Source organism: Flagellimonas aequoris, from assembly GCF_003584165.1.
In the GTDB taxonomy this organism is placed as follows: Bacteria; Bacteroidota; Bacteroidia; order Flavobacteriales; family Flavobacteriaceae; genus Flagellimonas; species Flagellimonas aequoris.
In genome coordinates this window covers 124077-150315 of record NZ_QXFJ01000009.1, presented here as the reverse complement: position 1 = coordinate 150315, position 26239 = coordinate 124077, and the positions used below count along the sequence as shown (strand labels likewise).

Annotated in this window: 28 protein-coding genes; 10 read left to right on the top strand and 18 right to left on the bottom strand. The window is 42.8% G+C overall.

The genetic code is table 11. The features are described 5' to 3' along the window. Positions 1-89 precede the first annotated feature (89 nt). Entirely contained in the window at positions 90-2384 is a 2295-nt protein-coding gene (locus D2U88_RS03440; protein WP_147378516.1) for a TonB-dependent receptor, read from the bottom strand. Positions 2385-2658: 274 nt separating this feature from the next. Between D2U88_RS03440 and D2U88_RS19470 the strand changes: the two genes are divergently transcribed. Then, entirely contained in the window at positions 2659-3069 is a 411-nt protein-coding gene (locus D2U88_RS19470) for a DNA primase (protein ID WP_182859091.1), read from the top strand. A 7-nt stretch (positions 3070-3076) separates the two neighbouring features. Here the strand turns inward: D2U88_RS19470 and D2U88_RS03430 are convergent, their stop codons facing one another. Then, a complete protein-coding gene (locus tag D2U88_RS03430) occupies positions 3077-4018 on the bottom strand; it encodes an NAD-dependent epimerase/dehydratase family protein (protein WP_119638902.1) in 942 nt (313 codons plus the stop codon). Between the two features lie 64 nt (positions 4019-4082). Here D2U88_RS03430 and D2U88_RS03425 point away from each other — a divergent pair, with 64 nt between their 5' ends. Both D2U88_RS03425 and D2U88_RS03420 read left to right on the top strand, forming a co-directional pair. Next, a complete protein-coding gene (locus D2U88_RS03425; RefSeq protein ID WP_119638901.1) occupies positions 4083-4583 on the top strand; it encodes a hypothetical protein in 501 nt (166 codons plus the stop codon). Further along, entirely contained in the window at positions 4573-5082 is a 510-nt protein-coding gene (locus D2U88_RS03420; protein ID WP_119638900.1) for a nuclear transport factor 2 family protein, read from the top strand. The genes D2U88_RS03425 and D2U88_RS03420 overlap by 11 nt, the downstream gene beginning before the upstream one ends. Here D2U88_RS03420 and D2U88_RS03415 read toward each other — a convergent pair. The 3 genes from D2U88_RS03415 to D2U88_RS03405 all read right to left on the bottom strand — a co-directional run bounded on the left by D2U88_RS03415 (position 5079) and on the right by D2U88_RS03405 (position 8932). Next, on the bottom strand, positions 5079-5777 hold the full coding sequence (locus tag D2U88_RS03415) for a tetratricopeptide repeat protein (RefSeq protein WP_119638899.1): 699 nt from the start codon (positions 5775-5777) through the stop codon (positions 5079-5081). The two genes, D2U88_RS03420 and D2U88_RS03415, sit on opposite strands and share 4 nt — an antisense overlap. Positions 5778-5850: 73 nt before the next feature. After that, the gene (locus tag D2U88_RS03410) at positions 5851-6669 is read right to left on the bottom strand and encodes an SDR family oxidoreductase (RefSeq protein WP_119638898.1); all 819 of its coding nucleotides are present in this window, start codon (positions 6667-6669) and stop codon (positions 5851-5853) included. Next, a complete protein-coding gene (locus D2U88_RS03405; protein ID WP_119638897.1) occupies positions 6662-8932 on the bottom strand; it encodes a M28 family peptidase in 2271 nt (756 codons plus the stop codon). Before D2U88_RS03405 ends, D2U88_RS03410 begins: the two co-directional genes overlap by 8 nt. Before the next feature lie 122 nt (positions 8933-9054). On the opposite strand from D2U88_RS03405, the gene D2U88_RS03400 reads away from it, so the two are divergent. Beyond that, positions 9055-9525 (top strand): CBS domain-containing protein, encoded by a 471-nt coding sequence (locus D2U88_RS03400; protein WP_119638896.1) that lies wholly within the window; start codon positions 9055-9057, stop codon positions 9523-9525. A 1-nt stretch (position 9526) separates the two neighbouring features. Here the strand turns inward: D2U88_RS03400 and D2U88_RS03395 are convergent, their stop codons facing one another. The 5 genes from D2U88_RS03395 to D2U88_RS03375 form a co-directional block, all read right to left on the bottom strand. Then, complete coding sequence (locus tag D2U88_RS03395) at positions 9527-9880, bottom strand: hypothetical protein (protein ID WP_119638895.1); 354 nt, start codon at positions 9878-9880, stop codon at positions 9527-9529. Between the two features lie 9 nt (positions 9881-9889). Further along, entirely contained in the window at positions 9890-10462 is a 573-nt protein-coding gene (locus D2U88_RS03390) for a pentapeptide repeat-containing protein (RefSeq protein WP_119638894.1), read from the bottom strand. After that, positions 10462-13611: a VPS10 domain-containing protein gene (locus D2U88_RS03385; protein ID WP_119638893.1), complete on the bottom strand. Its 3150-nt coding sequence runs from the start codon at positions 13609-13611 to the stop codon at positions 10462-10464. The genes D2U88_RS03390 and D2U88_RS03385 overlap by 1 nt, the downstream gene beginning before the upstream one ends. A gap of 95 nt (positions 13612-13706) precedes the next feature. Further along, on the bottom strand, positions 13707-14198 hold the full coding sequence (locus tag D2U88_RS03380) for a DUF6265 family protein (RefSeq protein WP_119638892.1): 492 nt from the start codon (positions 14196-14198) through the stop codon (positions 13707-13709). A 36-nt stretch (positions 14199-14234) separates the two neighbouring features. Then, positions 14235-14936: an SIMPL domain-containing protein gene (locus tag D2U88_RS03375; protein WP_119639023.1), complete on the bottom strand. Its 702-nt coding sequence runs from the start codon at positions 14934-14936 to the stop codon at positions 14235-14237. A 258-nt stretch (positions 14937-15194) separates the two neighbouring features. Between D2U88_RS03375 and D2U88_RS03370 the strand changes: the two genes are divergently transcribed. The 4 genes from D2U88_RS03370 (at position 15195) to D2U88_RS03355 (ending at position 20164) form a co-directional block, all read left to right on the top strand. Beyond that, positions 15195-15854 (top strand): hypothetical protein, encoded by a 660-nt coding sequence (locus tag D2U88_RS03370; RefSeq protein WP_119638891.1) that lies wholly within the window; start codon positions 15195-15197, stop codon positions 15852-15854. A gap of 98 nt (positions 15855-15952) precedes the next feature. Next, positions 15953-16759: a DUF2971 domain-containing protein gene (locus D2U88_RS03365; protein WP_119638890.1), complete on the top strand. Its 807-nt coding sequence runs from the start codon at positions 15953-15955 to the stop codon at positions 16757-16759. 243 nt (positions 16760-17002) lie between these two features. Then, a complete protein-coding gene (locus D2U88_RS03360; protein ID WP_182859090.1) occupies positions 17003-18922 on the top strand; it encodes a carboxypeptidase-like regulatory domain-containing protein in 1920 nt (639 codons plus the stop codon). 105 nt (positions 18923-19027) lie between these two features. After that, on the top strand, positions 19028-20164 hold the full coding sequence (locus tag D2U88_RS03355; protein ID WP_119638888.1) for a glycerate kinase: 1137 nt from the start codon (positions 19028-19030) through the stop codon (positions 20162-20164). Between the two features lie 10 nt (positions 20165-20174). Here the strand turns inward: D2U88_RS03355 and D2U88_RS03350 are convergent, their stop codons facing one another. The 6 genes from D2U88_RS03350 to D2U88_RS03325 form a co-directional block, all read right to left on the bottom strand. After that, positions 20175-20777, bottom strand: coding sequence for a GNAT family N-acetyltransferase (locus tag D2U88_RS03350; protein WP_119638887.1), 603 nt, complete (start codon positions 20775-20777; stop codon positions 20175-20177). Positions 20778-20885: 108 nt separating this feature from the next. Next, positions 20886-21356: a hypothetical protein gene (locus D2U88_RS03345; protein WP_119638886.1), complete on the bottom strand. Its 471-nt coding sequence runs from the start codon at positions 21354-21356 to the stop codon at positions 20886-20888. A gap of 50 nt (positions 21357-21406) precedes the next feature. After that, entirely contained in the window at positions 21407-21901 is a 495-nt protein-coding gene (locus tag D2U88_RS03340; protein WP_119638885.1) for a Dps family protein, read from the bottom strand. Positions 21902-22170: 269 nt separating this feature from the next. Continuing rightward, complete coding sequence (locus D2U88_RS19375; protein WP_147378222.1) at positions 22171-22395, bottom strand: hypothetical protein; 225 nt, start codon at positions 22393-22395, stop codon at positions 22171-22173. A 414-nt stretch (positions 22396-22809) separates the two neighbouring features. Continuing rightward, positions 22810-23325 carry a hypothetical protein gene (locus D2U88_RS03330; RefSeq protein WP_119638883.1) on the bottom strand — a complete coding sequence of 172 codons (516 nt, stop codon included), beginning with the start codon at positions 23323-23325 and terminating at the stop codon, positions 22810-22812. Between the two features lie 333 nt (positions 23326-23658). After that, complete coding sequence (locus D2U88_RS03325) at positions 23659-23865, bottom strand: hypothetical protein (protein WP_119638882.1); 207 nt, start codon at positions 23863-23865, stop codon at positions 23659-23661. A gap of 80 nt (positions 23866-23945) precedes the next feature. On the opposite strand from D2U88_RS03325, the gene D2U88_RS03320 reads away from it, so the two are divergent. Then, entirely contained in the window at positions 23946-24884 is a 939-nt protein-coding gene (locus D2U88_RS03320) for an IS1595 family transposase (protein ID WP_119638881.1), read from the top strand. Between the two features lies 1 nt (position 24885). Here D2U88_RS03320 and D2U88_RS03315 read toward each other — a convergent pair whose 3' ends face one another. Together D2U88_RS03315 and D2U88_RS03310 are read right to left on the bottom strand one after the other, a co-directional pair. Beyond that, positions 24886-25320: a hypothetical protein gene (locus D2U88_RS03315; protein WP_119638880.1), complete on the bottom strand. Its 435-nt coding sequence runs from the start codon at positions 25318-25320 to the stop codon at positions 24886-24888. After that, entirely contained in the window at positions 25298-25759 is a 462-nt protein-coding gene (locus tag D2U88_RS03310) for a hypothetical protein (RefSeq protein WP_147378514.1), read from the bottom strand. The genes D2U88_RS03315 and D2U88_RS03310 overlap by 23 nt, the downstream gene beginning before the upstream one ends. 78 nt (positions 25760-25837) lie before the next feature. Between D2U88_RS03310 and D2U88_RS19745 the strand changes: the two genes are divergently transcribed. Further along, a complete protein-coding gene (locus D2U88_RS19745) occupies positions 25838-25963 on the top strand; it encodes a hypothetical protein (protein WP_262696583.1) in 126 nt (41 codons plus the stop codon). Positions 25964-26239 lie beyond the last annotated feature (276 nt).

Here is a 26239-nt window from a genome sequence, read left to right as displayed (position 1 = left end):
TTCCGGTCTATAAAGGAATCAGTAAGGTCATCTTAAGCTCACCGATTCCTTTGTTTTTTGACCATAATACCAATAAATACCCTGTTTTTCTACAGTAAAGGCATTTTAACGCCCAATGAAATATTCCTTCCCGGGCTATAGATTTCATACGAGCGGAACCGGCTCATGTGATCCAAATACTTGTTATCCAAGAGATTGTTGGCATTCAGGAAAAACTCCATTTTTCTGTAATTGGTATCCAAACCCAAATGCACCAGGGTATAACCAGGGGTTTCCATTTCATTGGATGCCACCTGATGTTGTTCAAAACTGGTGTTCGTGCCAATATTGAATGTCCAATCGGTCAACTTGCCCCAATGGTCCCAAGTGATGAACAGGTCGTTGTTCCATTTGGTCGGCGGCATTTGGTACAGATACTCGTCCTCATCGGCAAGTTTCCCTTTTAGGGTAGAAAGGGATGTTTCCAAATGTCCCCAAGAAATGATGTTTAGATGAAGGTTCAACATAATTTCACCCCCATAAATGGTAGCGTCGTGTTGCTGAAATTCATAAAGGGGAACCAATACTTCCGGATCCAGATTGCTATTGGTTTCCTCTCCTGTTGGGGTAATGTAGATATAATCGTTGATGGCATTATAAAAGACACTGCCCTCAAAGGATACCTGTTTCCCCTCATAGGCAATGCTCCCATCCCATTCGGTATTGGTCTCTTTTACGAAATCGGGGTTACCAACTTCATACCGTTGGCTTTCCAGTTTTACCCCGTTCGACATCAATTCGTTGAGGTTGGGAGACCGATAACCGGTGGCCACGCTTGCCCTGAATACCAAGTGTTCCAAGGGTTCGTAGGCCGCGCCCAAGGAATAACTAAGGTTGTCATAGGTTCTGGAAATGGCAGGTTGGGTCACGGTTGCATTGGTGCTCTCCTCCGTGTCTAGGTTTCGATGGTCATAGCGCGCCCCTATGCTGAGGTTGAAATGGTCTTTTTCCCATCGGCTAACCCCAAAAAAGCCAATATCGTTGATATCCGCATCCGGGATCAGTTGTGTTGTGCCCTTATTGCCGTTAGTGTTGTTCTTGTGCATACCCTGTGATCCCACAATGGTGTGAAAATGGCCCATTTCGGGAAGCAACCATTTTACATCATAGGTGTATGATTTTAAGATCATGTCCAGATAGGTATATCCTTTTTTATTGCCAGCGAGTTCCTCGTTTTCGGTGCGATGGTTGTTCTGGTACCCCAAGGTGGCCTTTATGGTAGAGGCTCCGGCCAAAATAGTGGTTTTGGATATGATCCTGTGGTCGATGACCCCATGGTAGGGCGCTTCCGTCTCAAAAGGGAATTTTTCCTTTTCCAAACTATCAATGTTGATGATACGACCATCCTCGTCCTTTACAATATCCTTACCATCCAAAATACCGTAAAAGGCCTGGTTGAAGGTGTAGGAAAGTTTGGAATTACCCCAGGACCTGTTGATGCCTGCAAAGCCTTTGGCGCCGTATTCCAACAGGCGGGTGTTGGGAACCCTAAAATCGAATCCGTCATAAAAGTAGTCGGAGAGCAGTTTGCCCAGGGCGCTGACACCCCAATTGAATTTTTCCGAAGAACTTTTCACCCCGGCCTCGGCTCTTCCACCACGGTTGTTGGAGTAGGCCATGGCTTCCATATCGGCCTGTGTTGTGCCCACTTCTGCCGGTTTTTCCTCCACAAAACGGACAATGCCTCCCATGGCTTCGGGACCATAAAGCAGCGATGAGGGACCTTTGATGATTTCAATGTGATCCAATCCCAATTCGTTGATGCCGATACCATGTTCGTCGTCCCATTGTTGTGTTTCGAAGCGGATACCGTCCACCACGGTCAACACGCGGTTGCTCGAAAGGCCCCGAATTACGGGTCTACTGACCAAAGGACCTGTGGATACGGCACTTACCCCAGGTGTTTTTGGGATGATGTCCATAACGCTCATGCCTCCCGTTTTGGCCAGTTGTTGCTTGGGAATCACATCAATTTTAAAGGTTTCCTCTTGTTGGGGTTTTTCGTACGCCGCCGCGACCACCACTTCGTTAATGGCAAAAGGCTGTGGAGCAAGGGCAATGTTCAGGATCAATTCCTTTTCATTTTCAACTTCAAAGGTTTCTACATCTGTTTCAAATCCCACAAAGCTCACTTGTATAGCGTAAACGCCTTTTCCGAATCCTGATAGTTGAAAATTTCCTGAAGCATCCGTAGCAGTCACCTTATTTATGGCACTCACATATACCGAGGCTCCTTCCAAAGGCTGGTTGGTTTCATTATTGGAGACCGTGCCCTTAATGGTGGTCTGGGCTTGTATCGTAAACAACGCGGCCAAGAAAAATAGAGCGGATAAAAATTTGGTCATAAGGTTTAATTTAGAGGATTGGTTTGTTTTAGCAGGGAAATTACAAAACGTAAAACCAACAAGGGATAGGTTTTTGAATTTTGTGGAGGTTTGTCCACCATGAAAATGGATAAAAAATCTTACCCATGTAAATAGGGTATTGCCCTCTGTTTCTGCTGGTTTGTGAATTGCAGAATTGCTAAAAATTGGTATCGAACGATTTTTTTCATAATTTTTTTCCAAGGAATCAGTTTTATTCTAATTTTAGCTCGATCATTAAGATAAAAAAAGCACCATGAACAATAACCTCAGACGTGTGATAGTGGATTACAAGAAGTTGACCCCAGAGGTACTCAAACTATTGGTGGAAAAGTACCCCGATGGTTATGGGGACAATGATGTGATCACTTTCAGAAATTTAAAGGGAGAATTGATAGAAGCCGTTGAAGTGTCCACGGACGACACCAAATATTTGGTAAAGATCAGTTTGAAATTGGAACATAGTATGGCCAATTATGATGAAGATGATGAAGATGACGATTTGGACACTGGGGACTTGGGTAAAATCCCTGGCAACGACGACGATTTTTCCGATTCAGATGCTGATACCGACGACGATGACCGTGATGACCGTGATGATGAAGACGACGATGTGGATGATGTCGCTGACGACATCGATGAGGATGACGACGAAGACGACTATTGATCAGTCCCTAATTCCCTAAGTTTTTTAGCATTTCCTCGGTAGTCTGGTCCAAATTGAACCTAGGCTCCCAGCCCCATTGTTCCCTTGCCTGGGAGTCATCGATACTACTTGGCCAGGAATCAGCGATTTGTTGTCTGAAATCGGGGGCATAGCTTATTTTAAAATCAGGGATGTGTTTTTGGATACTGGCGGCCATGTCTTCGGGCGCAAAACTCATACTTCCCAAGTTGTATGAGGACCTCACCTTTATTTGTTCTGCAGGACTGTCCATTAAATTGATGGTGGCCCTAATGGCATCGTCCATGTACATCATCGGTAATTTGGTACCCTTGCTCAAAAAGCTCTCATAATGTCCGTTTTTGAGTGCTTCATGGTAGATTTCCACGGCATAATCGGTGGTACCCCCTCCAGGCATGGTCTTCCAACTGATGAGTCCTGGGTAACGTACACTTCGCACATCGACCCCGTATTTTTTAAAATAATATTCGCACCAACGTTCCCCTGATTGCTTGCTGATGCCATAGACCGTACTCGGCTCCATGATGGTGCTTTGGGGGGTTCCCTCTTTTGGGGTATTGGGGCCGAACACCGCAATGCTCGATGGCCAAAAAACCTTGTTGATCTTACTGTCCTTGGCCAAATTAAGGATATTGAACAAGGAGTTCATGTTCAGGTTCCAGGCCCTCATCGGGAATTTTTCGGCCGTGGCACTGAGCATGGCGGCCATTAAATAGATTTCGTCAATTTCATAGTGCATCACCACATCCTCAATGGCGGCATAATTGGTGGCGTCCAATAACTCAAAGGGACCCGATTGCATGAGGGAATCGTTGCCTTCGCGGATATCACTGGCAATTACGTTGTCCGCACCATATTTGTTCCTGAGTTCAATGGTAAGTTCAGTTCCTATTTGGCCACAAGCGCCAATAATGAGAATAGGTTTGTGCATTAAAATTGAAGTTAATTCGGTTTGGGGGCAAAGATACCCTTTATTAAAATTTGTACATTCGCCTATGCGAAAATTGTTGGCTGTACTAATTGTTTTTTCGGTTTTGGGCGGATGCAGGAAAACCGATGAAGGTACCACGGAAAACTCTGGTGGGGAGGAACTTGCTTTCGACTACCAAAAAATGCCCGAACGGGCCACCATCAATCCCGAAGCTACCAAAATTATGGAAGGTTGGGAAGAGTTCAAGGCGTTCAATGCCAGTATCGATGTGCTATATAAGGCAACCAATAATGAGGACTTGGATTTGGCCATCGACGATCTCATCGAAAAGGAAAAGGAACTGAACAAAGGCCATTATCCCGAATTGTTCGATACCTTTCAGATTAAGAGCAGGCAACAGGTGGTCCGAACCTATCTGTACAAGGTGAAAGCAAGTATTCTGGAGAACCAGCCCACTACGGAGCCTACCGTTGACATGTTACAGGCCTATAATGCCATGCGCAAACAGTTCAATGTAATCGTAAACAGTCAGTTGGACAAAAAATTGATTTTGGATGAAAACTAAAACCCTTATTCTTTTGTGGTTCTTGACAGTTACTATAGTGGTCAGTGCACAGGTGACCGAAAAGCAGAAAATCAATGAAGTATTGGACCATTGGCACCTGGCCGCAGCCAATGCCGATTTTGATGCCTACTTCGGGTTGATGACCAAGGACGCTGTGTTCATAGGCACCGATGCCATGGAAAATTGGCAGAACGAAGCATTCAAAAACTTTTCAAAACCTTATTTTGATAGGGGCAAGGCGTGGAGTTTTACTTCCGTACAACGAAATGTATATATGAACGAAGCCAAAACCTTTGCTTGGTTCGATGAGTTGTTGGACACCCAAATGAAAATCTGTAGAGGTTCGGGAGTACTCAAAAAAATAAATGGGCAATGGAAGATTGCCCATTATGTATTGTCGATTGCCGTTCCCAATGAAAATGTGGACGAATTGGTCCAGATCAAGGAGAAAAAAGATGACGAGTTGCTTCTGGAACTAAGGAGCAAGCAGCAAAACTAGTTTCCTTCGGTAGTGCCTTCTTTCTTTCTGGCTTCCAAAGCCTGTTTGCTCAAACTGGCCAAATTGAAATTCGGTGCAATTTTAAGGGCTTCGTCTATGGATGCAATGGCCGCATCAATGTTTTCTTTGTCCTGGTTAAAGTCCACAAGGCCCTTAAGATGGTAGAAAGCCGCCTTTAAAGGCACTTCGTAAGGTTGTTGTCTTTCATAAAAAGCATATTGCATATCGTCCTTTGCATTGGCAATGCCATATTCGATATTGGTGGACGCCCCTGCAATATCACCGGTCTGTATTTTTAGGTCGGCCATTTCGTAGGCCACGTAAGGAGAAGGTTCTCTTTTGAAGAGTTCCTCAAATTGTTCCAATGCCCTTTTGGGTTGGTTCAGTGCCTTCAATGAAACCGCTTTGATCTGTACGGCCAAATCGGAATCGTCAGTGTTTTTCTCGATTCCTATGGTGTTCAAGGCCTGAATGTGCTGTCCGTTGTTCATGTACACAAATGCAAGGGTATCCTTTCTTTCCTTGGATGGGGAAAGTACATTCAAATGGGTCAAGGCCCCAATGATCCCGTTCACATCGCCCTGCATGCGCATTTCGTTGTAAAAGGCTTCATAATGCTTCAATAGTTCGCTCTTGGTTTGAGAAAACCCATTGATTCCCATGAACAGCAACAGCGCAAAAACAATCTTTTTCATTGAACTTCAAATTAGTGCGCCAAAACTAAAAAAATAATCGGTACCACTCTGTTAAGAATCACATAAGTAAAGGTTATGTGGATGAAGAAATGATTGAAGTGGTGAATTGATGGCCTTTTTGTAGGAAGTTTTCACTTTTTACGCGTTTGCCCGTGTCATGTACGGGCAGGTCTAGGTATTCAGGGGGTGCAACACCACGCTTGACTGCTTCGGCGGAATAATAGTCCTTTTTGCTGGGATGAAGGGGATATACCCCGTTGAAGATTTGACCCCAATACCCTTCATTGATGATGGTGCCGATCATATGGATGCAATCGTCCAAATGGATCAGGTTGATGGGATGATGTCCGTTCTTCAAATCTTTTTTCCCTGATAGTTGCTTGATGGGATGACGGTTTGGGCCAATAAGCCCCCCGAACCTTAAAATAGTCGTCAATCTGCTGGAATCGTTCCGGAAAAGTTGTTCGCTGGCCAAAAGCTGCTTGCCCGATTCCGTTACAGGATTGGGAGGAGTGGCTTCCGTAACATCGCCATCTTCATCACCATAAACGGCTGTACTGCTTACAAAAAGGATTTTGGAGACAGGGCTTTTCTTTATTTGGGCCTGAAGCTGCTTCATTTTTTCTATAAAGCTTTCCGCATTGCCCTGTCTAAGTTTGGGCGGTACATTGATGACCAAAATATCGATTTGGGACAAAAAGGTTTCGATGTCCCCGTCAATGCCATTTTTCGATAAGGAAATATGATAGGGAACAATCCCCAAATTTTGAAGTGCTTCCAATTTATCGGAAGAGGTGGTGGTTCCGTGCACCTCCAACCCCTTTTCGACCAATCTCTGGGCCAAGGGCAGACCAAGCCAACCACAGCCTAAAACCCCTATCCTGTTACTCAAATTTTAAGGTTTTTATCGTCAAAATGGCATCGTTCAGAACAAAGGGCATGGGGATACTGGTGTCAGGTCTTTTGGGAACACTGAACTCCTTGTTGGTAAGTAGGTCGTTGGAAGCTTCGTAAAAACTGAGTTCCAAAACCGAATCTTTCGGAAAGCTTAGCTCCAGTTCCGTAAAATCATTATTGGTGATGTAATGGGTAATCAACCTACTGCTCCGGTTTTCCAGAAAATAAGGGGACAAAGGGATGCGGTTCACCGTGGCAGCATGAATAGGCACGGAATTGGTATACACGTCCAACCGGTTCACATTCCGTTTTGGGGTAATACAGAGCTCAATGATGCGATTCTCACCAATGATGGTATCTTTTACCTTGTCAATCTTTGGCATGGCAAGATCCTTTTTTGGGGCATCCGCAATGTAGCTCAACTTGGTCCGGTACTTGCTGAAAAGGGTCTCCGCTTCTGGTTTTCTTTTGTTGTCCCCTAAGAATTGGGCGTTCCAGGAAATCAGTTTTTGGTCATAGGTACCCCAGACCGAGGAGCCACTATCGGCATTGTAGATGTATACCAAGCTACTGGGTTTTGGGCGTTTTTCGTTAAAATCCGATTGGAGATGGCTCGAAATGCCAAAAACAAAAAAGAGGAACAGGAACAGATAGGCCAATCGCCCCTTACTTTTCAATTGACTAAAAAAGGGAAGGACCAGAACGAACAGCAAGGTGGTAAAGAGGGTAGCGGCCACCATCATTTTTAGGCCCAACCCTACGGGAAACATTTTGATGAAAGGGGAATACATCAACACAGCGGGCAAGGCCAAAAACACCAAAAGGTACGGACTCGGTTCCTCTTGGTTGATGGTCACCATAAAAGCGGCCAATAGTCCAAACAAAGGGATAATGAAAAAACTGGCCCCTTTTAAATACGCGGCCACCAATCCGCAGAGGATAAGCCAAATAAGGATAGGGGCCACCAAAAGATTGGGAGTGCTTATTTTTTTGAACTTGTGATAGGTATAAAAACAGATGAACAGGGAAAAGGTCACAAAAACGGCGATATAGGTATAGCCGTTGTAGGTGAAGCCGTGCAGCATGTCCTTAAAACCAGGGTACCACCACGTAATGATAGTCCAACTGAAATAACCCACCACTCCATTGACCAGCAAAGTAATCAAAAGCGGCAAAAATCCCTTCAGGATTTCCTTTGTGTTCAGTCTCTGTTTTTTAAATCCGATGACCAATAGGATTACAAAAGCCACCAAGGCCATGCCGAACATGGGCCAAATCCACTCAAAAGGATAGGAAACCAACCTAAAGAGGGGAAGGTTGAAATAGATATCATCATTCAGACTTTTCAGGTTGTTGAGGTCGGCATTGCCGAAATAATGCAACAAGGGCATCAGGTAGCTACCTTGATGGGCCAGCGTCTTTTTGTCCAACCGATCATAGGTGTCCAAAGCCGTATGGTAATCAAAATGGTCATCGATAAAGGCAAAATTAAAGCCATCAATGTCACCATCTTCGCGAAAAACGGTCAGGTCCGTATCGTTGGGCAACATCTTATAAATACTATAGGCCAGTGAATTGGCCACGGGATATTTGGGATTTGCCTTGGTGAATTCCTTGATCAGGGTGCCATTGCCCCTGTTCGTTTCAATGAGCATGTAACTTGGGCCGCCGCTGCCCCGTGCCTCAAAATTGAGCGCAAGACCTACATCTTTGGCCCAAGGATGGTGGTTCACAAAAAGGTCGGCCCCGTTCAGGCCCAATTCCTCCGCATCCGAAATGAGGATGATGATGTCGTTCTTCGGGGTTTCGTTACTCGCCAATAAGGCCCGTACCCCTTCCAAGATGGTAGCCACCCCACTTCCTGCATCACTGGCACCAAAAGATGAGTGGGGACCGCTATCGTAATGGGACAATAAAAGTAGCGCCTTGCCCTGACCGGAACCTTTAATGCGGGCCAAAATGTTGGTAGCCTTGCTTAGATTGGCCCAATCCCCGGCAGTGTAACCTTCCTGGGTGGTGGTCTCCAACCCCATTTTTTTCAATTCAGCAATGATATAGCTTTTGACACGGTCATGTCCCGGAAAACCTACCGCGTGGGGTTCCATGGATATGTTTTTCACGTGTACCAGGGCCCTGTCGGTAGAAAAGGATGTATCGGAAATATCCGAATCTGGTCTGTAAGTGGGCATCAAAGATGTAAAGCTCCAATACACGGCAATACAGAGGAGCAAAAGGGCAAGCGTCCGGGAGAATTTCATGGTTTGGTCATGTTGGAATATAAATGTATGAATTTATGAAAGGTTCTCATATTTTGACGTGAAAAATTAGGTTATTCGCTAAAAAAAGCTATATTTAATATTCAACTTTAAATTCTAACCATATGGCAATCAAAAGTTTTCAAGGCGTGCGATCCAAAGAGGAGAACAAGAAGAAATACAATGCCCCTATCTTGGTGGAAGACTATATGACCAAAAAATTGATCACTTTTTCCCCCGACCAATCCATTTTGGAAGTGATGGAGACTTTTGCAAAGCACCATATTTCCGGAGGGCCGGTTGTGGACAATAATGGTTTTTTGGTGGGAATTGTTTCCGAAGCGGACTGTATGAAGCAAATTTCGGAGAGTAGATATTTCAACCAGCCCATATTGGACAAGAGCGTGGAGCGTTTTATGACCAAGAATGTGGAGACCATTCCCCATGATATGTCCATTTTTGATGCTGCAGGAGTGTTCGATCGTCATAACAGGCGCAGGTTGCCCGTCATGAAAAACGACATTTTGGTGGGTCAGATCAGCCGGAAGGATATCGTGGTAGCGGCCTTAAAACTGACTGCCCATAGTTGGAAATAGGCTATTCCCTTTTTACGATCATATAAAAATCATTGTCAAGCGGCAGATAACCCAGGTCATACACAAAATAATAGGTGCTCCCTTTTTTTGTGGTGTACAGGTTGGTGATGTATTCAAAATCAAAACCTTTATCCAGCAAACGCATTTTGGTGGTCTTGGTCTTTCCTTCCTTTAAGGGAAAGCTATCGAGTATGCGGTAATTTTTCCTGAGTTTGTTGTTGATGTTCCGTAGCAGGTTTTTACTATCGCGGTTCAGTCGGTTGTTATAGGAGTTCCTACAATGGTCCGAGCAGAATTTTTGGTCCACCCGGCCGACCAGTTTTGCACTGCACTCCAAACATTTTCTTTCAGACATGGCATAAGATTAGGTGACCACAATATCATACTTTTTCAACAAACCGATCAATCCTTCCTTACTGAACTTGCTTTTTTTCAAGGTGTTGATGGAAGGATCAATGGAAAAATTAAAGGCAGATGAAAAATCTGCTTGTTCCAGTTGGGTATGGTTAAAAATGGCGTTTTCCAAGTCTGAATTGGGGAATTGCGACATTTTGAGATTGGCTTCGGAAAAATCCACTTGGTGCAGTTTGCAGTTTAAAAAGGTGGTTTTTGGAATTTCCATGCTGTAAAAGGAAGCCACCGAAAGATTACATCCTGTAAATTGAAAGGCCAAAACCATTGGATTACAGGTCTCGAACTGCACCCCAACCATTTTGCAATCCACAAAAGTCACCTCGTTAAAAATGGTATGGGCAATGTTGGTGTTGGTAAAGTCGCAACCTTCAAAAGTGCATTCCACAAAATTTTGATTGTCCAAAAATCCCTTGGTGAACAGGCAGTCCACAAAACGGCAATTCTCATAATCACCCTTGGGCAATTTGTTTTGGGTATAATCCTGCTTTGTGAACTCCTGATCGAACCAAAAGGGTTGTGCCATTATTCTTCGGATAATATGATAGCCGGAATTTCCAGCGATTTGAACATGTCGTTGTAGGCTTTCATGCCATCGTTTACAATGGCGTTTTTTTCATCCTCATACGTTTTCCACTGGGCCAAAAGATCTCGTAACCGTTCCTTGGCGCCGTTGGTCACCTTCGGTTCGGCCACATCCACAAACCCTTTTAAATGCATGAATTCGGCATTCAGCTGGTTCCGGAAGTTGATCACATCCTGGAACGTCTTTTGGTTGGGCTGAATCAACTTTTCTTCCCAAGTGGTAATGCGCTCCAAAAGCTTATCCCCATTTTCTAACAAGCCTTTGGCTTTCTCATTATCCTTCAACAAGTCTTTGTAAGTTTTGAGCTGATTTTTGGCCTTTCGAATCTGGTTAACCCCCTTGTGCATACTGTTGATGGTCTCATCAATTTTAACAAGGACCGATTGTTGTTCCGCGTAATCCGCTGGAGTACCTTCCACATTGGGGTCGGCCAAAACCACGGCATTGGTCTCTACGGTTTCATCACCAATAGATAGTTTTAAGGTATAGGTGCCAGGCGCCACACGGGCCCCTTGATACCCTCCATAGGCAAAAACCTGATCTACGGGAATCACGGACTCACGGCTAAAATCCCAAGTGAATCGATTGTAACCCTTCAAAGAAGGCAGAACGGCTGGTTTTGACGGTCCGCCGGGCCAACTTTTGAAATCTTTTGGCGCTTGATTGGTGATGGCCCGGATCACTTTTCCTCCGGAAAGCACTTCCAGTTTCAGCTCTGTGGAATCCAATTTTTTGGGCAGATAATAATCAAAGGTTACCCCCGATTTTGGGTTTTGCCCCAACCCTTGAACCGATTTGTCGGTACTGCCGTTAAAAATGCGGTAGGAAGGTTTCGGGGTCACAATGCTCAACTTTGTGGCTGGGTTCAAACTGGTTTGAATGGCCCCAAGGTCGTCCAAGATCCAAAAAGAACGTCCCGCCGTGGCAGCGATCAAATCGTTGTCATGAATGGCCAAGTCGTTGATTGGAACTAGGGGTAGGTTGAGTTGCAAGGGCTGCCAGTGTTGTCCATCATCCAAGGAGACGAACAGGCCTGTTTCGGTACCGGCATACAACAGTCCTTTTTGTTTTGGATCCTCCCTGACCACACGGGCAAAGTTGTGTTCGCCATCAATACCTTGGGTGATCCTGGTCCAAGTTTTACCATAGTCGGAAGTCTTGAAAATATAAGTGTCCAAATCCATGAACTTGTATCGCATGGCCACCATATAGGCCGTTGCAGGATCATGGGGAGACACTTCAATGCTGTTGATGATGCTTTCCTTCAAATTAGGAGGAGTAATGTTTTCCCAACTTTGGCCACCGTTTTTGGTGATATGCACCAAACCATCATCCGAACCGGCATAAAGAACCCCTTTCTCGTGTGGAGATTCCACCAAGTACATAAGGGTGTTGTAGTTTTCGCCCCCAGCGGCTTCATTGGTGTACGGCCCACCTCCGGGACCTTGTTTTTCTGGGTCGTTGCGGGTAAGATCGGGACTCACCACTTCCCATGTATTGCCACCATCTTGTGTTTTAAAGACCACATTCCCGGCATGGTAAATCGTATTCGGGTCGTGTGGCGAACTGATGATAGGCGCGTTCCAATTGTAACGGAACTTAAAATCTTTTGGCACTTTACTGAGTCCCAACTCAGGATATTCCTTGATGGGTTTTGCTTCCTGTGAAGCCCGTACCCATTTCTCGATGATCCCTTGGTAACAGCCTCCATAAATAAAATCGGGATTATTGGGGTCAAAGGCCAAATAGGCACTTTCACAACCCGAAACGGCGTACCAATCCTTCCAATCGATACCGTCGTCATGGGTCCTGCTGGCAATGGCCACCGAAGTATTGTCCTGCTGGCCACCATACACATGGTAAGGCACCAAATTGTCCGTGATCACGCGATAAAACTGGGAAGTGGCCTGATTCTCCTGTGAGCTCCAGCTCTTTCCTCCATTATTGCTGATGTTGGCACCTCCGTCATTGGAGTTGATCATGATCTTGTTGTCGTGCGGATGGATCCAAAGGTCATGGTTATCCCCATGCGGAGTGGATAAGGGCGCAAAGGTCTTTCCACCGTCAATGGATTTGGTCACGGGAGCGTTCAATACGTACACCACATTTTCATCCTGGGTATCGGCAAAGATTTCCATGTAGTACCAAGAACGGGCAATGTTGATGCGGTCCTTGCTGGTCTGCTGCCAAGTCTTACCGGCATCCACACTTTTGTAGACCCCGCCTTTTTCGCCTTCGGCCTCCAAAACCACATAAACAATATCGGAATTGGCCCTGGAAACCGAGATGCCCGATTTACCAAATTCCTTTGGAATGCCCTTGTCCATCTTGGTCCAAGTGGCACCCCCATCGGTGGATTTGTACAGTCCGGAAGATGCCCCACCGGATTCCATGGTCCAAGGATACCTGCGGTGTTGCCACATAGCGGCATACAGGATCATGGGATTGTTCATATCCATGGAAAGGGAGGAAGCTCCTGTGTTTTCATCCACATAAAGGACTTTTTCCCAAGTTTCGCCTCCGTTCAAGGAACGATACACGCCACGATCTTCGGAAGGGCCATATTGTGCGCCTTGGGCCGCTACAAAAAGGATATCGGGATTGGTTGGGTCGATGATCACATCACCAATATGGCGGGTTTTGTCCAAACCGATATGTTTCCAGGTTTTGCCTGCATCGGTAGATTTATAGACACCATCTCCCATGGAAGTCATTACCCCACGGGCAGGATGTTCTCCCATGCCCACCAAGACCAAGTTGGGATTGGTTTCGGAAACCGCAATATCACCTACGGTGCCTGTTTTTAAGAATCCATCGGAAATGTTCTCCCAATTGATACCATCATCCGTAGTTTTATAAATCCCACCCCCGGTAGAACCCATGTAATAGGTGTGGGGTTGACCCACTACCCCGGTAGAGGTAACACTTCGACCCCCACGGTACGGCCCAATGTTACGCCATTTCAGTCCCGGGAAAAGGGAATCGTTGACGACAACAGCGGGAGTGTCGGATTTTTTGTTTCGTTTTTGGGCACGCGAAGGGTAAATGGCCAGCAGTAGGGCACATAGGAGTAGTAGTCTTGGTTTCACGAGTGTTGGAATTAGTTATCCTGTTAAAGATACTAATTCAAACCTATTGGAAAAAGAACAAGAAAAGTAAAACGGACAGTATCCCTAGGGAAACATCAAGGTTTTTTGGAATAGGCAAAAAGGATTTCCTCGGCTTCGCCATTTTCCTCGATGAGCACGTAGACGTTCATGTGGTTTTTATCCACCAACTCCATGGTAAGCCCTTCAAAATAGACCTTGTTCTTTTCCAGTTTCACCAATTTAAAGTCGACGGTCTCGATTTTATCCTCCCATCCCTTCAGGTTGCCATCAAAATGTTTTAGTTGAAGAATGAGGGAATTCCCTAGTTGTTGAATGTGCCCGATCTCATAAAAGGAAACCTTATTGTCGTTCACCAAACGGAACACGAACATCATGGAGTCGCCCAAAGGCGCGCTCCAAATCTCTTCAGCCGTTCCGCCAAAGGCTTCCCCGCTCCAAGAACCCTCGATCCAGGCCACCTCTTTTAATGAAGCACTGGGCGATTCCTGTCCTTCGGACAGTTGCATGGTGTTTTGGGCAGAAACCGATCCGATACCCATTAAAAAAATGATCAAGATAGTTCTCATGAGTTTTGTCTTTTAGGATAGACGAATGAAGCGGGTTTAATTGGACAAGGCAAACTTGACGTTCACCATGGATTCCACTTTTATTTTTTCAAAATCGATGTTCAGGGGTTGTTCCATGCTCGCATCTGCGGCCATTTCCATTTTGGCCATCATCACGGGCTGGTTGTAACGGGGGTAATACGGTTGTGAGTTGTCCACAATATGGATGGCCATGCCCACTTTTTGGCCCAACGGTTTGGTCAGGGCAACCGCTTTTTGCTGGGCTTTTTTTACGGCCCTGGATTTCAGTTCCAGTTCCAGTTCATCCATTTTGGAATATTCGGTCTTTTCCACATAGGCGTTGGCAATCTCCAATTGCTCCAAGGCTACCATGACCTCCCCGGCCTGCTTACCGGAGTGGACTTCCAACGCATATTGTTTGCTTTTCAGCACTTCCTTGTCGCGCAAGAAATATTTTTTAAAATCGCTGCTAAAATCCTTGATCACCAATTGTTTGTCTATATCAATGCCCATGGCCTTAAAGCGTTGCGCCATTTTGTTCTCCTGCTCCTCTACGGACACACGGCCTTTGGTGTCCTTTTCCTGAATGGTGATGCTGAGGTAGATTTTGTCCGGCGTTACCAAGGTGTCCACTTGGGCGGATGTTTCCAGATAGGGCACATCTAAAAAGCTCTTGGTTTGGGCAAAAAAGGCGGTGGTGCATAGCAAAGCGGCAATCGGTAGGATAATGTTTTTCATAGTTTCATTTTTGTTTAAAGGTAAATACTTCCCTGTGAGATACAAAACCTGTACCACTTTACACATGCGAATATGCTATTCCGTAAAAGGGTTGGAATTGTTTGATTATCTTGAGTACTGAATAGGGGATGTGGAAGAGGGTGATTGGATGCGTCGATAGTACTCTATATTTGGGGTATAGGGATGTATTTTATATTTATATAAATAAGTTGGCAATCATGAAAAATCGAGTTTGCTGATTGAAAATAAATTTACAATATGAATGACCTATTTGTTACAATAGAATATAACAATCGCGAATTTGAAGGAATAAGTGAATTCAAGGCCTCATTAGATAAAGAATACAATTATCAAATTAGATCAGAATTTATATCTGCAGCAGCTGAAGGAGGTGAAATGTGGATAACAATTTTCGTTAACTCCGAGCTTAAAGATTTTCTTATTGCTGCTATTGCAGGAGGATTGCTATGGGATACTATAAAAGCAGGAGGAAAAAAGTATATTCTAAAGCCACTATTTAATGCGCTTGAAGAATTAAACACGGTTAATAAGCCTTTTGGTGGATTAAGAATTCAAAAACTAAAATTACAGTTTGATAATTGCCAAATTATTATTGGAGGTTTAAATAAGAACTTCACTTCCATTCTTTCTTCAATTTTTCAGAATGTTGCTAAGATGAAACCTAAATTTGAATCTGACAATTCCAATCAAGAAGTAATCAAAATAGAATTACCCATTTTCCACAATCCTGGAATTGACAAAAGAGGATACAGTCCATATCTTCTAGACTCATTCAATGAAGATTATACAATTCAAGCATATAAGCAAAAATGGAAACTGACTTTTTCAACAAACTATCCAGTTTTAATCTACGACTTTAAAACAGATGAATACAGTGATGCTTACCCGAATAAATAAACACGAATCACCAACACGGTATATGAAATCATAGCACCCTTTGGGATGCTGCGCCTCATATACAAACAGTTAGGCACAATTATGACCCAAAAAATTCTATGAAACCGAAATTACCTGAAATAGTATATAAATATAGAAGTTGGACAAATGACTACCATAAAGACGTGTTGCTTAAAAGACAAGTTTTTCTTTCGCCACCATCTGATTTTAATGATCCTTTCGATTGTCGTGTAACAAAAAATCATCACTTATTAAATACACCTGAAAGAATAGAAGAATATATTGAAAAGGGAATTAAAGGTAATTTAGGATATCTCATATCACAAGGAAGAGATATCGAATTTGAAAGAAATCATTTAAGAGAAAGACTTCAAAATCTTGACCAATATCAAAAAGAATTTGAAGCTTTAGATATTGAATACACAGATAAATATCTTGGTGTTTTATCATTGAGCGAAAGATGGAATTCTATACTTATGTGGAGCCATTATGGAGATTTTCATAAAGGTTATTGTCTAGGATTTGATGAGGAAATTATAAGAACCAGTGGATATTTTGGAAAAGGAGGTAGAGTAACATATACGAATGACCTACCTAAAATTGACCCAATAAATGCAGAAAATGAAATTATGACAAGTTTTTATCAAACTCATTTTAAAGCAAAAGATTGGGAATATGAAGAAGAGTACAGACTAACTAAATTATACTTTGACAAACCCAATGAAGAACCGAACAGAGTAATAATATTACCAGAAAATAGTATTCGTGAAGTTGTAATAGGATTGAATACATCTAATGAACACAAGAAAGAAATCATCTCTTTTTGCAAGGAAAAAACAATTCCTGTTTATCAAGCGAAAAAGGAACAATATGAGTTCAAATTAAAACGTGAATTAATAAACTAATTGTGCCTAACAATGGCTATCAGTAATTGCTTGTTCTTGCCTAATTCCCAAAACCCATGAAATTCATCCTCGCACTCCATAAATACAAAGGCTCCCTCACCGGGCAGGAATTCTGCGAAGCAGTGGCCAGTGGGATCCATAAGGTCTCTCAAGTCCTCTTAGCTTAGGTGTTGTACCGCATTTTGAAAAACACAGACAACCCTTTGCATATTATGAACGTCTATAACATAGATGTACTTTTTAATGAAAAAAAACCAACTGATCATCCTTGTATCCCTACTGACTTTTGGGGTTAACCTTGCCCAAACCTATAACGCTGGCTATAGATCTTTCCAACTAAAAGACAGTACAAGAACCTATAAACCAAACACGGAACAGACGGACAAACTCTATTATAGACCCGTGGATTTGGACATTTGGTATCCATCAAATGACGAAAAGGCAAGCACCTTAAAATTCGGGAATCTGTTCAACCTTTTTGAACAGCGAGCGGTCAACTATCAAGATACCGAAGATTATTCTGGAATAACGAACGAACTGGCCCAGTTTTATGTGGCCCAATTAGGTATTGGTGCAGACGGCAAACAACTGCTGGATATTGAAACAAATAGCTTTTTGGACCTCGAACCTTCCCCGTCTAAACACTCCGTCATTATTTATATGGCAGGTTTTAATGGAATGGGATTTGAAAACTATAAAATCCTTGAGGCATTGGCCCAGAATGGATTTTTGGTGGTTTCTGTTTGGTCGGTGGGTCGCTATCCTGGCGATATGACCAATCAAAAAGAGGATATGCTTGAACAAGTTTATGACGCTGAATTTGCAATACGCTATCTCAAAGAGAACAACCTGTTCAATGCCGATTTTAATACTATTGGCATTATTGGCTATAGTTGGGGCGGAATGAGTTCAGCCGTTTTCATCGATAGAAACCCCAATACAAAATCCTTTGTATCGCTCGACGGAACAGAAACCCATTATTTTGGGGAAGAGGATGAAAATGACCGATTTATTCAGGAAATCCTTGATTCAAATCTTTTGGATCCCGAAACACAACCTATCAAGTACCTTTATTTGGAAAGTGGTGATAAACTTGACGGGTTTCAACCCTCAAAAGACTTTAACTACTTCAGGCAACTGAATTCCGAAAAATACTATTTGCGCTTCAAAAAGAGTGTCCATGCCGATTTTACATGTATTCCCTCGATACTGGAAGCTTCAAAAAGCTCGGTGCTGATCTATGACGATATCGTAAAACTGGCCACGGCTTTTTTCAAGGAATCGTTTGGGAACAAAGCTGTTTTTCAATCTGCTTGGAAGAATTTAAGTAAATCAAGCTACGTCACCGAAGAACTTTACAGTATATCCGGGACACCCCAAATTGGGACCGACATAGAAGGTATGGTTCTCGATGATGAAAGCCATGAGCCACTGCCCTACGTAAACATCGGGATCTTGAACAAAGAAATCGGGACGGTTACAGATACCCATGGAAAATTTATGTTCAGTTTAAATAAGGAATTGGAGAAGGATACCCTACGGTTTTCGTCCATTGGGTACAAACCGGTTGAAATTTTGGTCAACGATTTTTTGTCAAGAAAACAGCCTATATCCATAGAACTGGAAGAAGAAATAAGTACATTGAACGAAGTAGTCGTCACCGCAAAGGCTTTCAAGAAAAAAACACTTGGGAACAAAACGGAGTCGAAGTTTATAAGTACGGGATTTAGTTATGACCAACTTGGCGCTGAAATGGGTGTTAAGATCAACGTTAGGAAAACCCCGGCCTTTGTAGATGCCTTTAATTTCAATATTTCTTACAATAGATTAAGTGCAACAGCTATTTTTAGGGTTAATTTTTATAACATTGAAAATAACAGACCAAAAGAAAACATGCTTACGCAGAATATTATCGTTCCCATTGAGCCAAAACAAGTCGGCAAAATAACCGTGGATTTAAAACCCTATGACATTGTTTTGAACGACGATGTTATGGTTACCTTGGAATGGGTGGAAACGGAAGGGGAAAACAACAAAGGGGAAGCTATATTTTTTTCTGTTGGAATGTTCAATAGCGGAACGCTCTATAAAAAATCAAGTCAGGCAAAATTTAAGAAGCATAGCAGTATGGGAGTCGGATTTAATATTGATGTGAGATATTAAAAAAACAAGTTTTTTAGATCAATTTCGATATTAAGTTCCCATCATGGGGCAGTCCCGATTTCACCATTACACCTGGCCGAAACCGTTACAAAAATTAAATAGACCATGAAATTCCTCCTCGCACCCGATAAATACAAAGGTTCCCTCACCGGGCAGGAATTCTGCGATGCGGTGGCCAGTGGAATCCAAAAAGTCTTTCCCCATGCGGAAATCGTAAAAAGACCTTTGGCGGATGGCGGGGATGGCACCATTGAGGTGGTGAGCCATTACCTGAATGCGTCTTCCGTTCCCGTGCGGGTGCATGATCCCTTGTTCAGAGAAATAGAAGCGCCCTATTTGCTTTCCCAAGACAAACACACCGCTTTTATTGAAATGTCCGAAGCCTCGGGCTACAAGCTGCTCCAAAAGGCTGAAATGAACTGTATGCACACTACTTCCTTGGGCACCGGGGAACTCATTTTGGATGCCCTGGAAAAAGGGGCGACAACCCTAGTTTTAGGCATCGGCGGAAGCGCCACCAACGATGGCGGCATGGGCATGGCCCAGGCTTTGGGGTATCGGTTTTTGGATGCCAAAGGCAAAGAATTAGAACCCATCGGTAAATATTTAGGGTTGGTGGCTCAAATCGATACCGAAAAGGTGCGTCCACAGTTGGCTAAAGCCAAAATTCAAGTAGCCTGCGATGTGAACAATCCGTTTTACGGGGAACAAGGTGCCGCCAAAATTTACGGTCCACAAAAAGGGGCCTCACCCGATGAGGTGGCCTTTTTAGATCAAGGTTTGGAACAATTCGCCAAAGTGCTTCACACCACTTTTGATATGGATGTACAGCAAATTCCCGGGGCAGGTGCCGCTGGGGGCGTTGGGGGAGGAGCCGTGGTGTTCCTGAACGCCAGCCTGACCTCTGGGGTGGATTTGGTCATGCAGCTGGCCAATTTTGAGAAAGTGGTGCAAGGAGCCGATTGGGTCATCACCGGGGAAGGCCAGTTGGACGGACAAACGTTTTCTGGCAAAACCATCAACGGGGTGATCAAGGCTGCCCAAAAGTATCAGGTTCCCGTGGCCGCGTTTTGTGGCTCGGTAGATGTGACCATTGCGGAAATGCAACACATGGGATTGGATTATGCTGTTTCCATTTTAAACCAGATCGGCAATTTGGATGAGGCCAAGGCCAAAAGCTTTCAAAACCTGGAACTGACCAGCTATAATTTTGCCCATCTGCTCAAAAAAAGCAAAGCTTAGGTGTTTTTGGCTAGTGCAACGGTCCTCTTTGCATCTTGAATTCCAAGGACGTTTTCACCGTTTTCCATTCGTTCTCCAAGATGGAAAATACCACGGTGTCCCTTAAATTTCCTAGTGCATCAATGCGGTGGTTCCTCAAAATTCCGTCTTGTTTGGCGCCCAAGCGCTGAATGGCATTTCGGGACGGATGGTTATGGAAATGGGTGCGGAATTCCACGGCAACGCAGCCCAAATTCTCAAAGGCGTATTTCAGCAACAGGTATTTGCATTCCGTGTTCACCCCGGTGCGCTGTACTTTTTTGGCATACCAGGTAGAGCCGATTTCCAGCCGTTTATGTGCGGCGTCCACATTCATGTAGCGGGTGGTGCCCACCACGGCATTGGTCTTTTTGTCCACAATGGTAAAGGGGAGCGATTTGCCTGACTCTAGTTCCAACAAGGCAGTGTTGATGTAGGCATCCGTGGTAGCAGGAGTGGGGACGGAGGTGTACCAAAGTTCCCAAAGGTTGCCATCAGATGCGGCAAAGGCTAGATCCACCTTGTGTTCCTTTTTCATGGGCACAAGTCTTACCAAATTTCCTTCAAGGGTAACGGGTTTCAACCAAGGTTGCATAGATAGTGTTTTGCCCCAAAGATAGGAGGAAATCCTTCGATAATGGCAAACAAAAAAGCCGGGAAAAAACTCCCGGCCCTTTGTCAATCAAAAAACAAAACCTAAAAATTATCCTATTTCCTTAAACTCCTCCACGAGGAAGAAATCCTGGTCTTTATTGTCGATAAAATAGATTCCCTTGTTCACGAAGTACTGCATGGTCTTGTCGTCAACCTTAACGGCAAACCCTTTTTTGGTAGGGACTACTTTAAAACTGTCGGTAACGGACCTTCTGTACTTCAACACCATATAGTGCTCATATTCATTGTCGTTGTCAGAGTCTACTGCAATGAGCTTGGTGACTTGGGCAGGTTTTGCGTTACGGTCTTGATTGACCATTTTTTGCTCCTTTTGGTTCAGGACCAAAGGGTAGTTCCTGTGTTCCAAGACCTTTACGTTGTATGGGACCTCGGTACCATTTTGCTCAACGGCAAAGGTTTTGTGTATGGTGGCGTTCATTTGGCCGGAATCCTTGCTCTGTCCGTAACCCGCAAGTCCGGTCAGTAAAAAAAGTGATAGTATGGTTGTCAATGTTTTCATGGTTTTATTTTTTTTATAGTTAATGAATCGTTTTAAGGGTCTCTGTTGGATTATTTGAGGTAGGAAGTGAACATCCAGTTTCTTTTTTCCAATCGGGTCAAGAAATCGGTCAACATGTTTTCCGTGACCACATCACCGGTTTCCAGGGAAGCGTTGATGCCATCCAACATATTGTTGTGCAGGGTTTCGTAATCCCGAAGCACCTCACGTACCATTTCAATGGCGGTAAGCTCCTTGGTAGGCTCTTTGATGTGGGCCATCTCCATGGTTTTGTTCAGGGTGAAGTTTGGCTTTATGCCAAAGGCCCTGATACGTTCCGCCACAATGTCTATTTGCTCTTTGGTAGTGTTGTATTCGTTCTCGAACTCCTCGTGAAGTTCAAAGAAGTCGGGACCCTCTACGTTCCAGTGAAAGTTTCTTAACTTGTTGTAGAATACTTGGTAATTGGCCAACAGCGTATTCAAGGTGACCACGATCTCGGCGGTTTCCAAATAGGTGAATCCCAATTTTTTGAATGTCTTGTTTTTTGCTTTTACGGTTTCCATGTTTTTTGAATTTTTGATTTGACTTCAGTTGATACTGGCACGCAAACAATGGGGTGGAAGGTATCCGACCTAAAATGTTGCGATGCGCTGGTTTTTGTTTAAATGATGGGAAAAGATGTTCCCATGACAAGGATGTCGGTCGGGGCGTCGACCTAGAAGACTGTGCTATGTTTTAGTGCTACATCCATACTATCAATATACACTTATATATCGGAAAATCAAGTATTTAACATGATTTAACATAATGTGGTGCACCATGGATGAGAAATTTACTGATTGTCTCCAGAGGGAACGATAAACCCCTTTCTCAGGCACTTATAAATATCTGCGGAGATGTCCGTTACATATTCCTTTTGGCTGTCGAAGACCTTTTGCGGCTCCTCGTGCAAGGCATCGTGTTCCTGGATATAAATGATCTCCAATTGGTCGTACATTCTTTTACCAAGACTGAACCTTTTGATCACGGAGTATTTGTTGATACAGCGAATGGGCATAGCGTTGGGGGTTTGGTATTTCTGTTAAGACACAGGAATGGGAGGGGAGGTCACATATTGAGCACCTATCAAGAATTTACCACAAGAAAACCACCGGTGCCAGTAAAAAAATCAAGCTTGACATGGTGGATCAGCGAAAAGTGGCCCAAAAATTTGGATCAAAGTCGTATATTATATAGATTTGAAGAATCAAAAAAGGGAGCAGCCCGTGAAGACATACTCCCTTCCCTTGATGATGATAAAGGAATGTTCAGGTCATTTGCTATTGAGACAAAGCCTGATTTGACTTTCAGCCCTGTATATGTTTGCAGGGCCTTTCATCACCGAAGATTGTAAAAGTGGCACTTAAAGCAATGTACAGTTCTGGCTCGTCAACCGTGAATCTGGACCTATCTTTTCAGTGCCACCTTAATTTTATACCATTATTATTTCTTCAATGTGTCCCATTTCAAAGGGACGGTGCTCTTCTTTAATTTTTTTATCCTCTGTCAGCCATTTATCAAATCCCCATAAAGCATCCTTAGCGGATTTCGTAACCCCTACCTTTATCAACCCTTTTATCCTTTTCGCTTTATATGCTGCTGAAATTACAACGGAAACCTTTCTTTTCATTTTATCTACATTAAAACTATAGTGGTAATCTGTCAATGCATTTGCTATTTCTTCGTTTCCCATAAATCTACCTCGATCCTTCAGCAAATAAACAATTTGATTCAACCACGTTTCTTTAAAAGGAAAACCGTCCAATGGCTTTTTTGTATCTAAATTGGATTCAAATATCATTTTATAGTTGCCAGATTTATCCAAAACATAAAAAAAAGGCTTATCCTTATCTTTATGATACTCATGGATCATTCGCTCAATAGCCTCAATTTTTCTTATGAGACTATCTCTTTCTTTTTCAAGGGATTCAAGCGATATATCGGACATGACTATAAAATTATTTTTATACTTCTAAACAAAAACCTTACATTTGCAATACAAAAAAGTGGAGAGTCTGGGACTTGAACCCAGCGGTTGCGACCTTTCAAATGATGCTCCGACACCATGTACTCCCCAATTTTTGTATTATCATTTAAAATCTCAAAAGCCCTGCCGACCAAAGTAGAGGCTTTTTTGATTTTATACTCCAAAGGTAATGTATTTCATAATCTATAGTTGATCTACAGTAGATTATACAACGATTATTTATTAACACCAGAAGTTGAAAACTCTATTTGTAAGGGTCTTAAAGATGTTATATGTGTTGATAAAAAAATCTTATTAAAAATGGCTCACCTTGTAAATCTTATAATTACCGTGGACAATTGGATATACCTTATACCTTACCAGTGTCCAATAACTTGGAAAATCCTTTCCATCCATGAACTCGACAACCTTTTTTAGGTTTCCAAACGTACCTAGCGGTACACCATCCTCAATGAGAACAAAGTATTTTTTGCCCTTTTGCTGTTCCTTGTATGTAGCCATAGGTCAAAAATACAAAATAATTCGATAATATTTGTACATATCAATATATTCGATTATATTTGTATAGATAATTAAAACAGATGGATTTCAAGTCACTAATACAACTTCTCGACCACTTCAAAGATGAAGAAACATGTATAGCCCATTATGAAGCAATAAGATGGGGCGGAAACCCTGCTTGCCCACATTGTGGGTCATTGAAACCCTATAAGACAAAAAGAGGGTGGAGATGTAGTGATAAAGAGTGTAAAAAGGATTTCACGGTCAAGACCGGAACTATATTCCAAAGTTCCAACATCAAGTTTAGGATTTGGTTCGCTGCTATTTATCTGGCCACCACCTGTAAAAAGGGGATTTCAAGTGTCCAATTAGCCACTCAACTTAATATATCTCAGCCAACCGCTTGGTTTTTGTTGCACCGCATACGTGAAATGCTGAAAGACAAAAGCCCAAGAATGTTAGGGGAAAACAATATGGTAGAAGGGGATGAAACGTATTTGGGCGGTTCTGAAAAGTTCAAACATTATGGAAAGAAAAGATCACAGAAAAATCCTGAACTTACTAATGAAGGGAAGCCATACAAGGCTAAAAAGGTAATTTTAGGATTGATTGAGCGTAACGGCAAAGTAGTAATCAAGCATGTACCCGATGCTACCACTAGCAATATGGTTCCATTTATCCATACTCATGTTGTTAAGGGGGCGGAAATACATACTGACGAAGCCCCTGTATACAGAAAGTTAAGAAAGAATTATACGCACAAGAGCGTTAAACACGCCGTTGGAGTGTATGTCGATGGAAATGTATACACAAACACCATAGAGAACTTTTGGAGTGTTCTAAAGCGTGGAATCAATGGTATCTACCACCAAGTGAGCGACAAGCACGTGAGCCGCTATTTGGATGAATTTGCGGCTAGGTTCAACACCAGGGAGTTGACACCACAGGAAAGGTTTGACGGGTTTTTGGAAGATGCGGAGAGTGTTCTCGGTTATAAGGCATTAACGGAAAACTATTAAATCATTGGACGCAAAAAACCCTAATGGTTTCTATTGCTTCAAGTGCCATTTTAACCCTATCCTCGCCGACTTTATAATTGATATACCTCGCTGTATGGCATGATTGTTTTAAATCTTCATAAGAATTTACAACCTCTTCATCATCTATATGAGCGTTCACCATGTCAGACATTATTTTATGCTTGTTTGCTCCCAATGTTTTTCCAAAATCACGTACATAAGCATTAAATGTTTTGTACTCATTTTGTTCTCCTGGTTTGACAGGATGGTCATAGGTGTTTGGAAACAAGGTGTCCTCCATGAATTTCATTCCTGAATAAAATGCGGTGGTAACTACCCAATCACCATATTTTGTGAGTTTGTGAAGTTCTTTACAAACCTCCCAATTATGTACTGCGTGTTCAAATGGTGGGCTAGGCTTCGGAGTTTCCGGCATACTTATAACAAAAGCCCTCTGAAATCATGGTGTCTTTAGACATCTCTTCTGAAAAGGGCATCAACGAGAAATTAATATTAATATCATCAATATTTTCATTGATGTTTCTCGAAATGCCATAAGCTTTCCATCTTTTATCCTTGTCATAATAATCAGGATCATCAATGACTACAAGACACTCAAAATCAGAAAAGTCTACGATACGAAGAAACATATCCTTAACGGTAATTTCTGCGTCCTTTAGTTTTTCTTTAAATAAGGATGAAGTAACAGCGGAGTGCTGCAATCCTTTTTGCAACTTTTGCACAAGTTCTTTCTGAAAATCTTTTTTCCCTTCGAGATAAGCATTATGCAACATATCTTCAAGGGAAAAGTGTTCCTCTCCAACAAAGTCAAAGTCCAATAACTTTGCTTTTTTGGCTTGTTTAGACATGTTCATACGAAAAATTTTGGAAAAATCAAAATTTGATTGATAAATCAATGCAAATATACAACACCTTTTTTAAATTTGTATTGTATGAAGTACAAAAAAAATCACAATAAGTCAAAAGAAAGTACTAAAAAGTACGAAAAGAAGCTGAAGATCGACGGGACGTTGGACGATGTGTTGAAGATCAGCGTCGATAAGAAGAAGGACGAGTAGCCGCCAATGTTAGCTTTGAATTGGTGGGCGAGGCGTTACGCTCTTTAATGACTGGATACCGTTCCTGTAATGCTCTGTTTGCCTGATTCGGTGGGCATCCAACCATGAGGACGGGACTCCCCAAAAAAAATTACTTCCCGGTAAATCCCATAAATATTATTCATTCTTGTGGTAAATTCTTGATAGGTGCTACATATTGGGCACCTATATTTATTTTTAATTGTTTACATCCGATTACAAACGAAAGCAAATGATTTCAAACCGAATGAGGTTTTG

Bases quoted from the DNA above. Each gene is read 5' to 3' on its own strand.
- D2U88_RS19745 (WP_262696583.1), top strand. From the start codon at position 25,838: ATGAAGTACAAAAAAAATCACAATAAGTCAAAAGAAAGTACTAAAAAG.
- D2U88_RS03345 (WP_119638886.1), bottom strand. From the start codon at position 21,356: ATGAAAACATTGACAACCATACTATCACTTTTTTTACTGACCGGACTT.
- D2U88_RS03380 (WP_119638892.1), bottom strand. From the start codon at position 14,198: ATGAGAACTATCTTGATCATTTTTTTAATGGGTATCGGATCGGTTTCT.
- D2U88_RS03330 (WP_119638883.1), bottom strand. From the start codon at position 23,325: ATGTCCGATATATCGCTTGAATCCCTTGAAAAAGAAAGAGATAGTCTC.
- D2U88_RS03325 (WP_119638882.1), bottom strand. From the start codon at position 23,865: ATGGCTACATACAAGGAACAGCAAAAGGGCAAAAAATACTTTGTTCTC.
- D2U88_RS03360 (WP_182859090.1), top strand. From the start codon at position 17,003: ATGAAAAAAAACCAACTGATCATCCTTGTATCCCTACTGACTTTTGGG.
- D2U88_RS03420 (WP_119638900.1), top strand. From the start codon at position 4,573: ATGAAAACTAAAACCCTTATTCTTTTGTGGTTCTTGACAGTTACTATA.
- D2U88_RS19375 (WP_147378222.1), bottom strand. From the start codon at position 22,395: ATGCCCATTCGCTGTATCAACAAATACTCCGTGATCAAAAGGTTCAGT.
- D2U88_RS03415 (WP_119638899.1), bottom strand. From the start codon at position 5,777: ATGAAAAAGATTGTTTTTGCGCTGTTGCTGTTCATGGGAATCAATGGG.
- D2U88_RS03355 (WP_119638888.1), top strand. From the start codon at position 19,028: ATGAAATTCCTCCTCGCACCCGATAAATACAAAGGTTCCCTCACCGGG.
- D2U88_RS03395 (WP_119638895.1), bottom strand. From the start codon at position 9,880: ATGTCTGAAAGAAAATGTTTGGAGTGCAGTGCAAAACTGGTCGGCCGG.
- D2U88_RS03370 (WP_119638891.1), top strand. From the start codon at position 15,195: ATGAATGACCTATTTGTTACAATAGAATATAACAATCGCGAATTTGAA.
- D2U88_RS03430 (WP_119638902.1), bottom strand. From the start codon at position 4,018: ATGCACAAACCTATTCTCATTATTGGCGCTTGTGGCCAAATAGGAACT.
- D2U88_RS03390 (WP_119638894.1), bottom strand. From the start codon at position 10,462: ATGGCACAACCCTTTTGGTTCGATCAGGAGTTCACAAAGCAGGATTAT.
- D2U88_RS03400 (WP_119638896.1), top strand. From the start codon at position 9,055: ATGGCAATCAAAAGTTTTCAAGGCGTGCGATCCAAAGAGGAGAACAAG.
- D2U88_RS03320 (WP_119638881.1), top strand. From the start codon at position 23,946: ATGGATTTCAAGTCACTAATACAACTTCTCGACCACTTCAAAGATGAA.
- D2U88_RS03375 (WP_119639023.1), bottom strand. From the start codon at position 14,936: ATGAAAAACATTATCCTACCGATTGCCGCTTTGCTATGCACCACCGCC.
- D2U88_RS03365 (WP_119638890.1), top strand. From the start codon at position 15,953: ATGAAACCGAAATTACCTGAAATAGTATATAAATATAGAAGTTGGACA.
- D2U88_RS03425 (WP_119638901.1), top strand. From the start codon at position 4,083: ATGCGAAAATTGTTGGCTGTACTAATTGTTTTTTCGGTTTTGGGCGGA.
- D2U88_RS03340 (WP_119638885.1), bottom strand. From the start codon at position 21,901: ATGGAAACCGTAAAAGCAAAAAACAAGACATTCAAAAAATTGGGATTC.
- D2U88_RS03440 (WP_147378516.1), bottom strand. From the start codon at position 2,384: ATGACCAAATTTTTATCCGCTCTATTTTTCTTGGCCGCGTTGTTTACG.
- D2U88_RS03310 (WP_147378514.1), bottom strand. From the start codon at position 25,759: ATGAACATGTCTAAACAAGCCAAAAAAGCAAAGTTATTGGACTTTGAC.
- D2U88_RS03315 (WP_119638880.1), bottom strand. From the start codon at position 25,320: ATGCCGGAAACTCCGAAGCCTAGCCCACCATTTGAACACGCAGTACAT.
- D2U88_RS19470 (WP_182859091.1), top strand. From the start codon at position 2,659: ATGAACAATAACCTCAGACGTGTGATAGTGGATTACAAGAAGTTGACC.
- D2U88_RS03405 (WP_119638897.1), bottom strand. From the start codon at position 8,932: ATGAAATTCTCCCGGACGCTTGCCCTTTTGCTCCTCTGTATTGCCGTG.
- D2U88_RS03350 (WP_119638887.1), bottom strand. From the start codon at position 20,777: ATGCAACCTTGGTTGAAACCCGTTACCCTTGAAGGAAATTTGGTAAGA.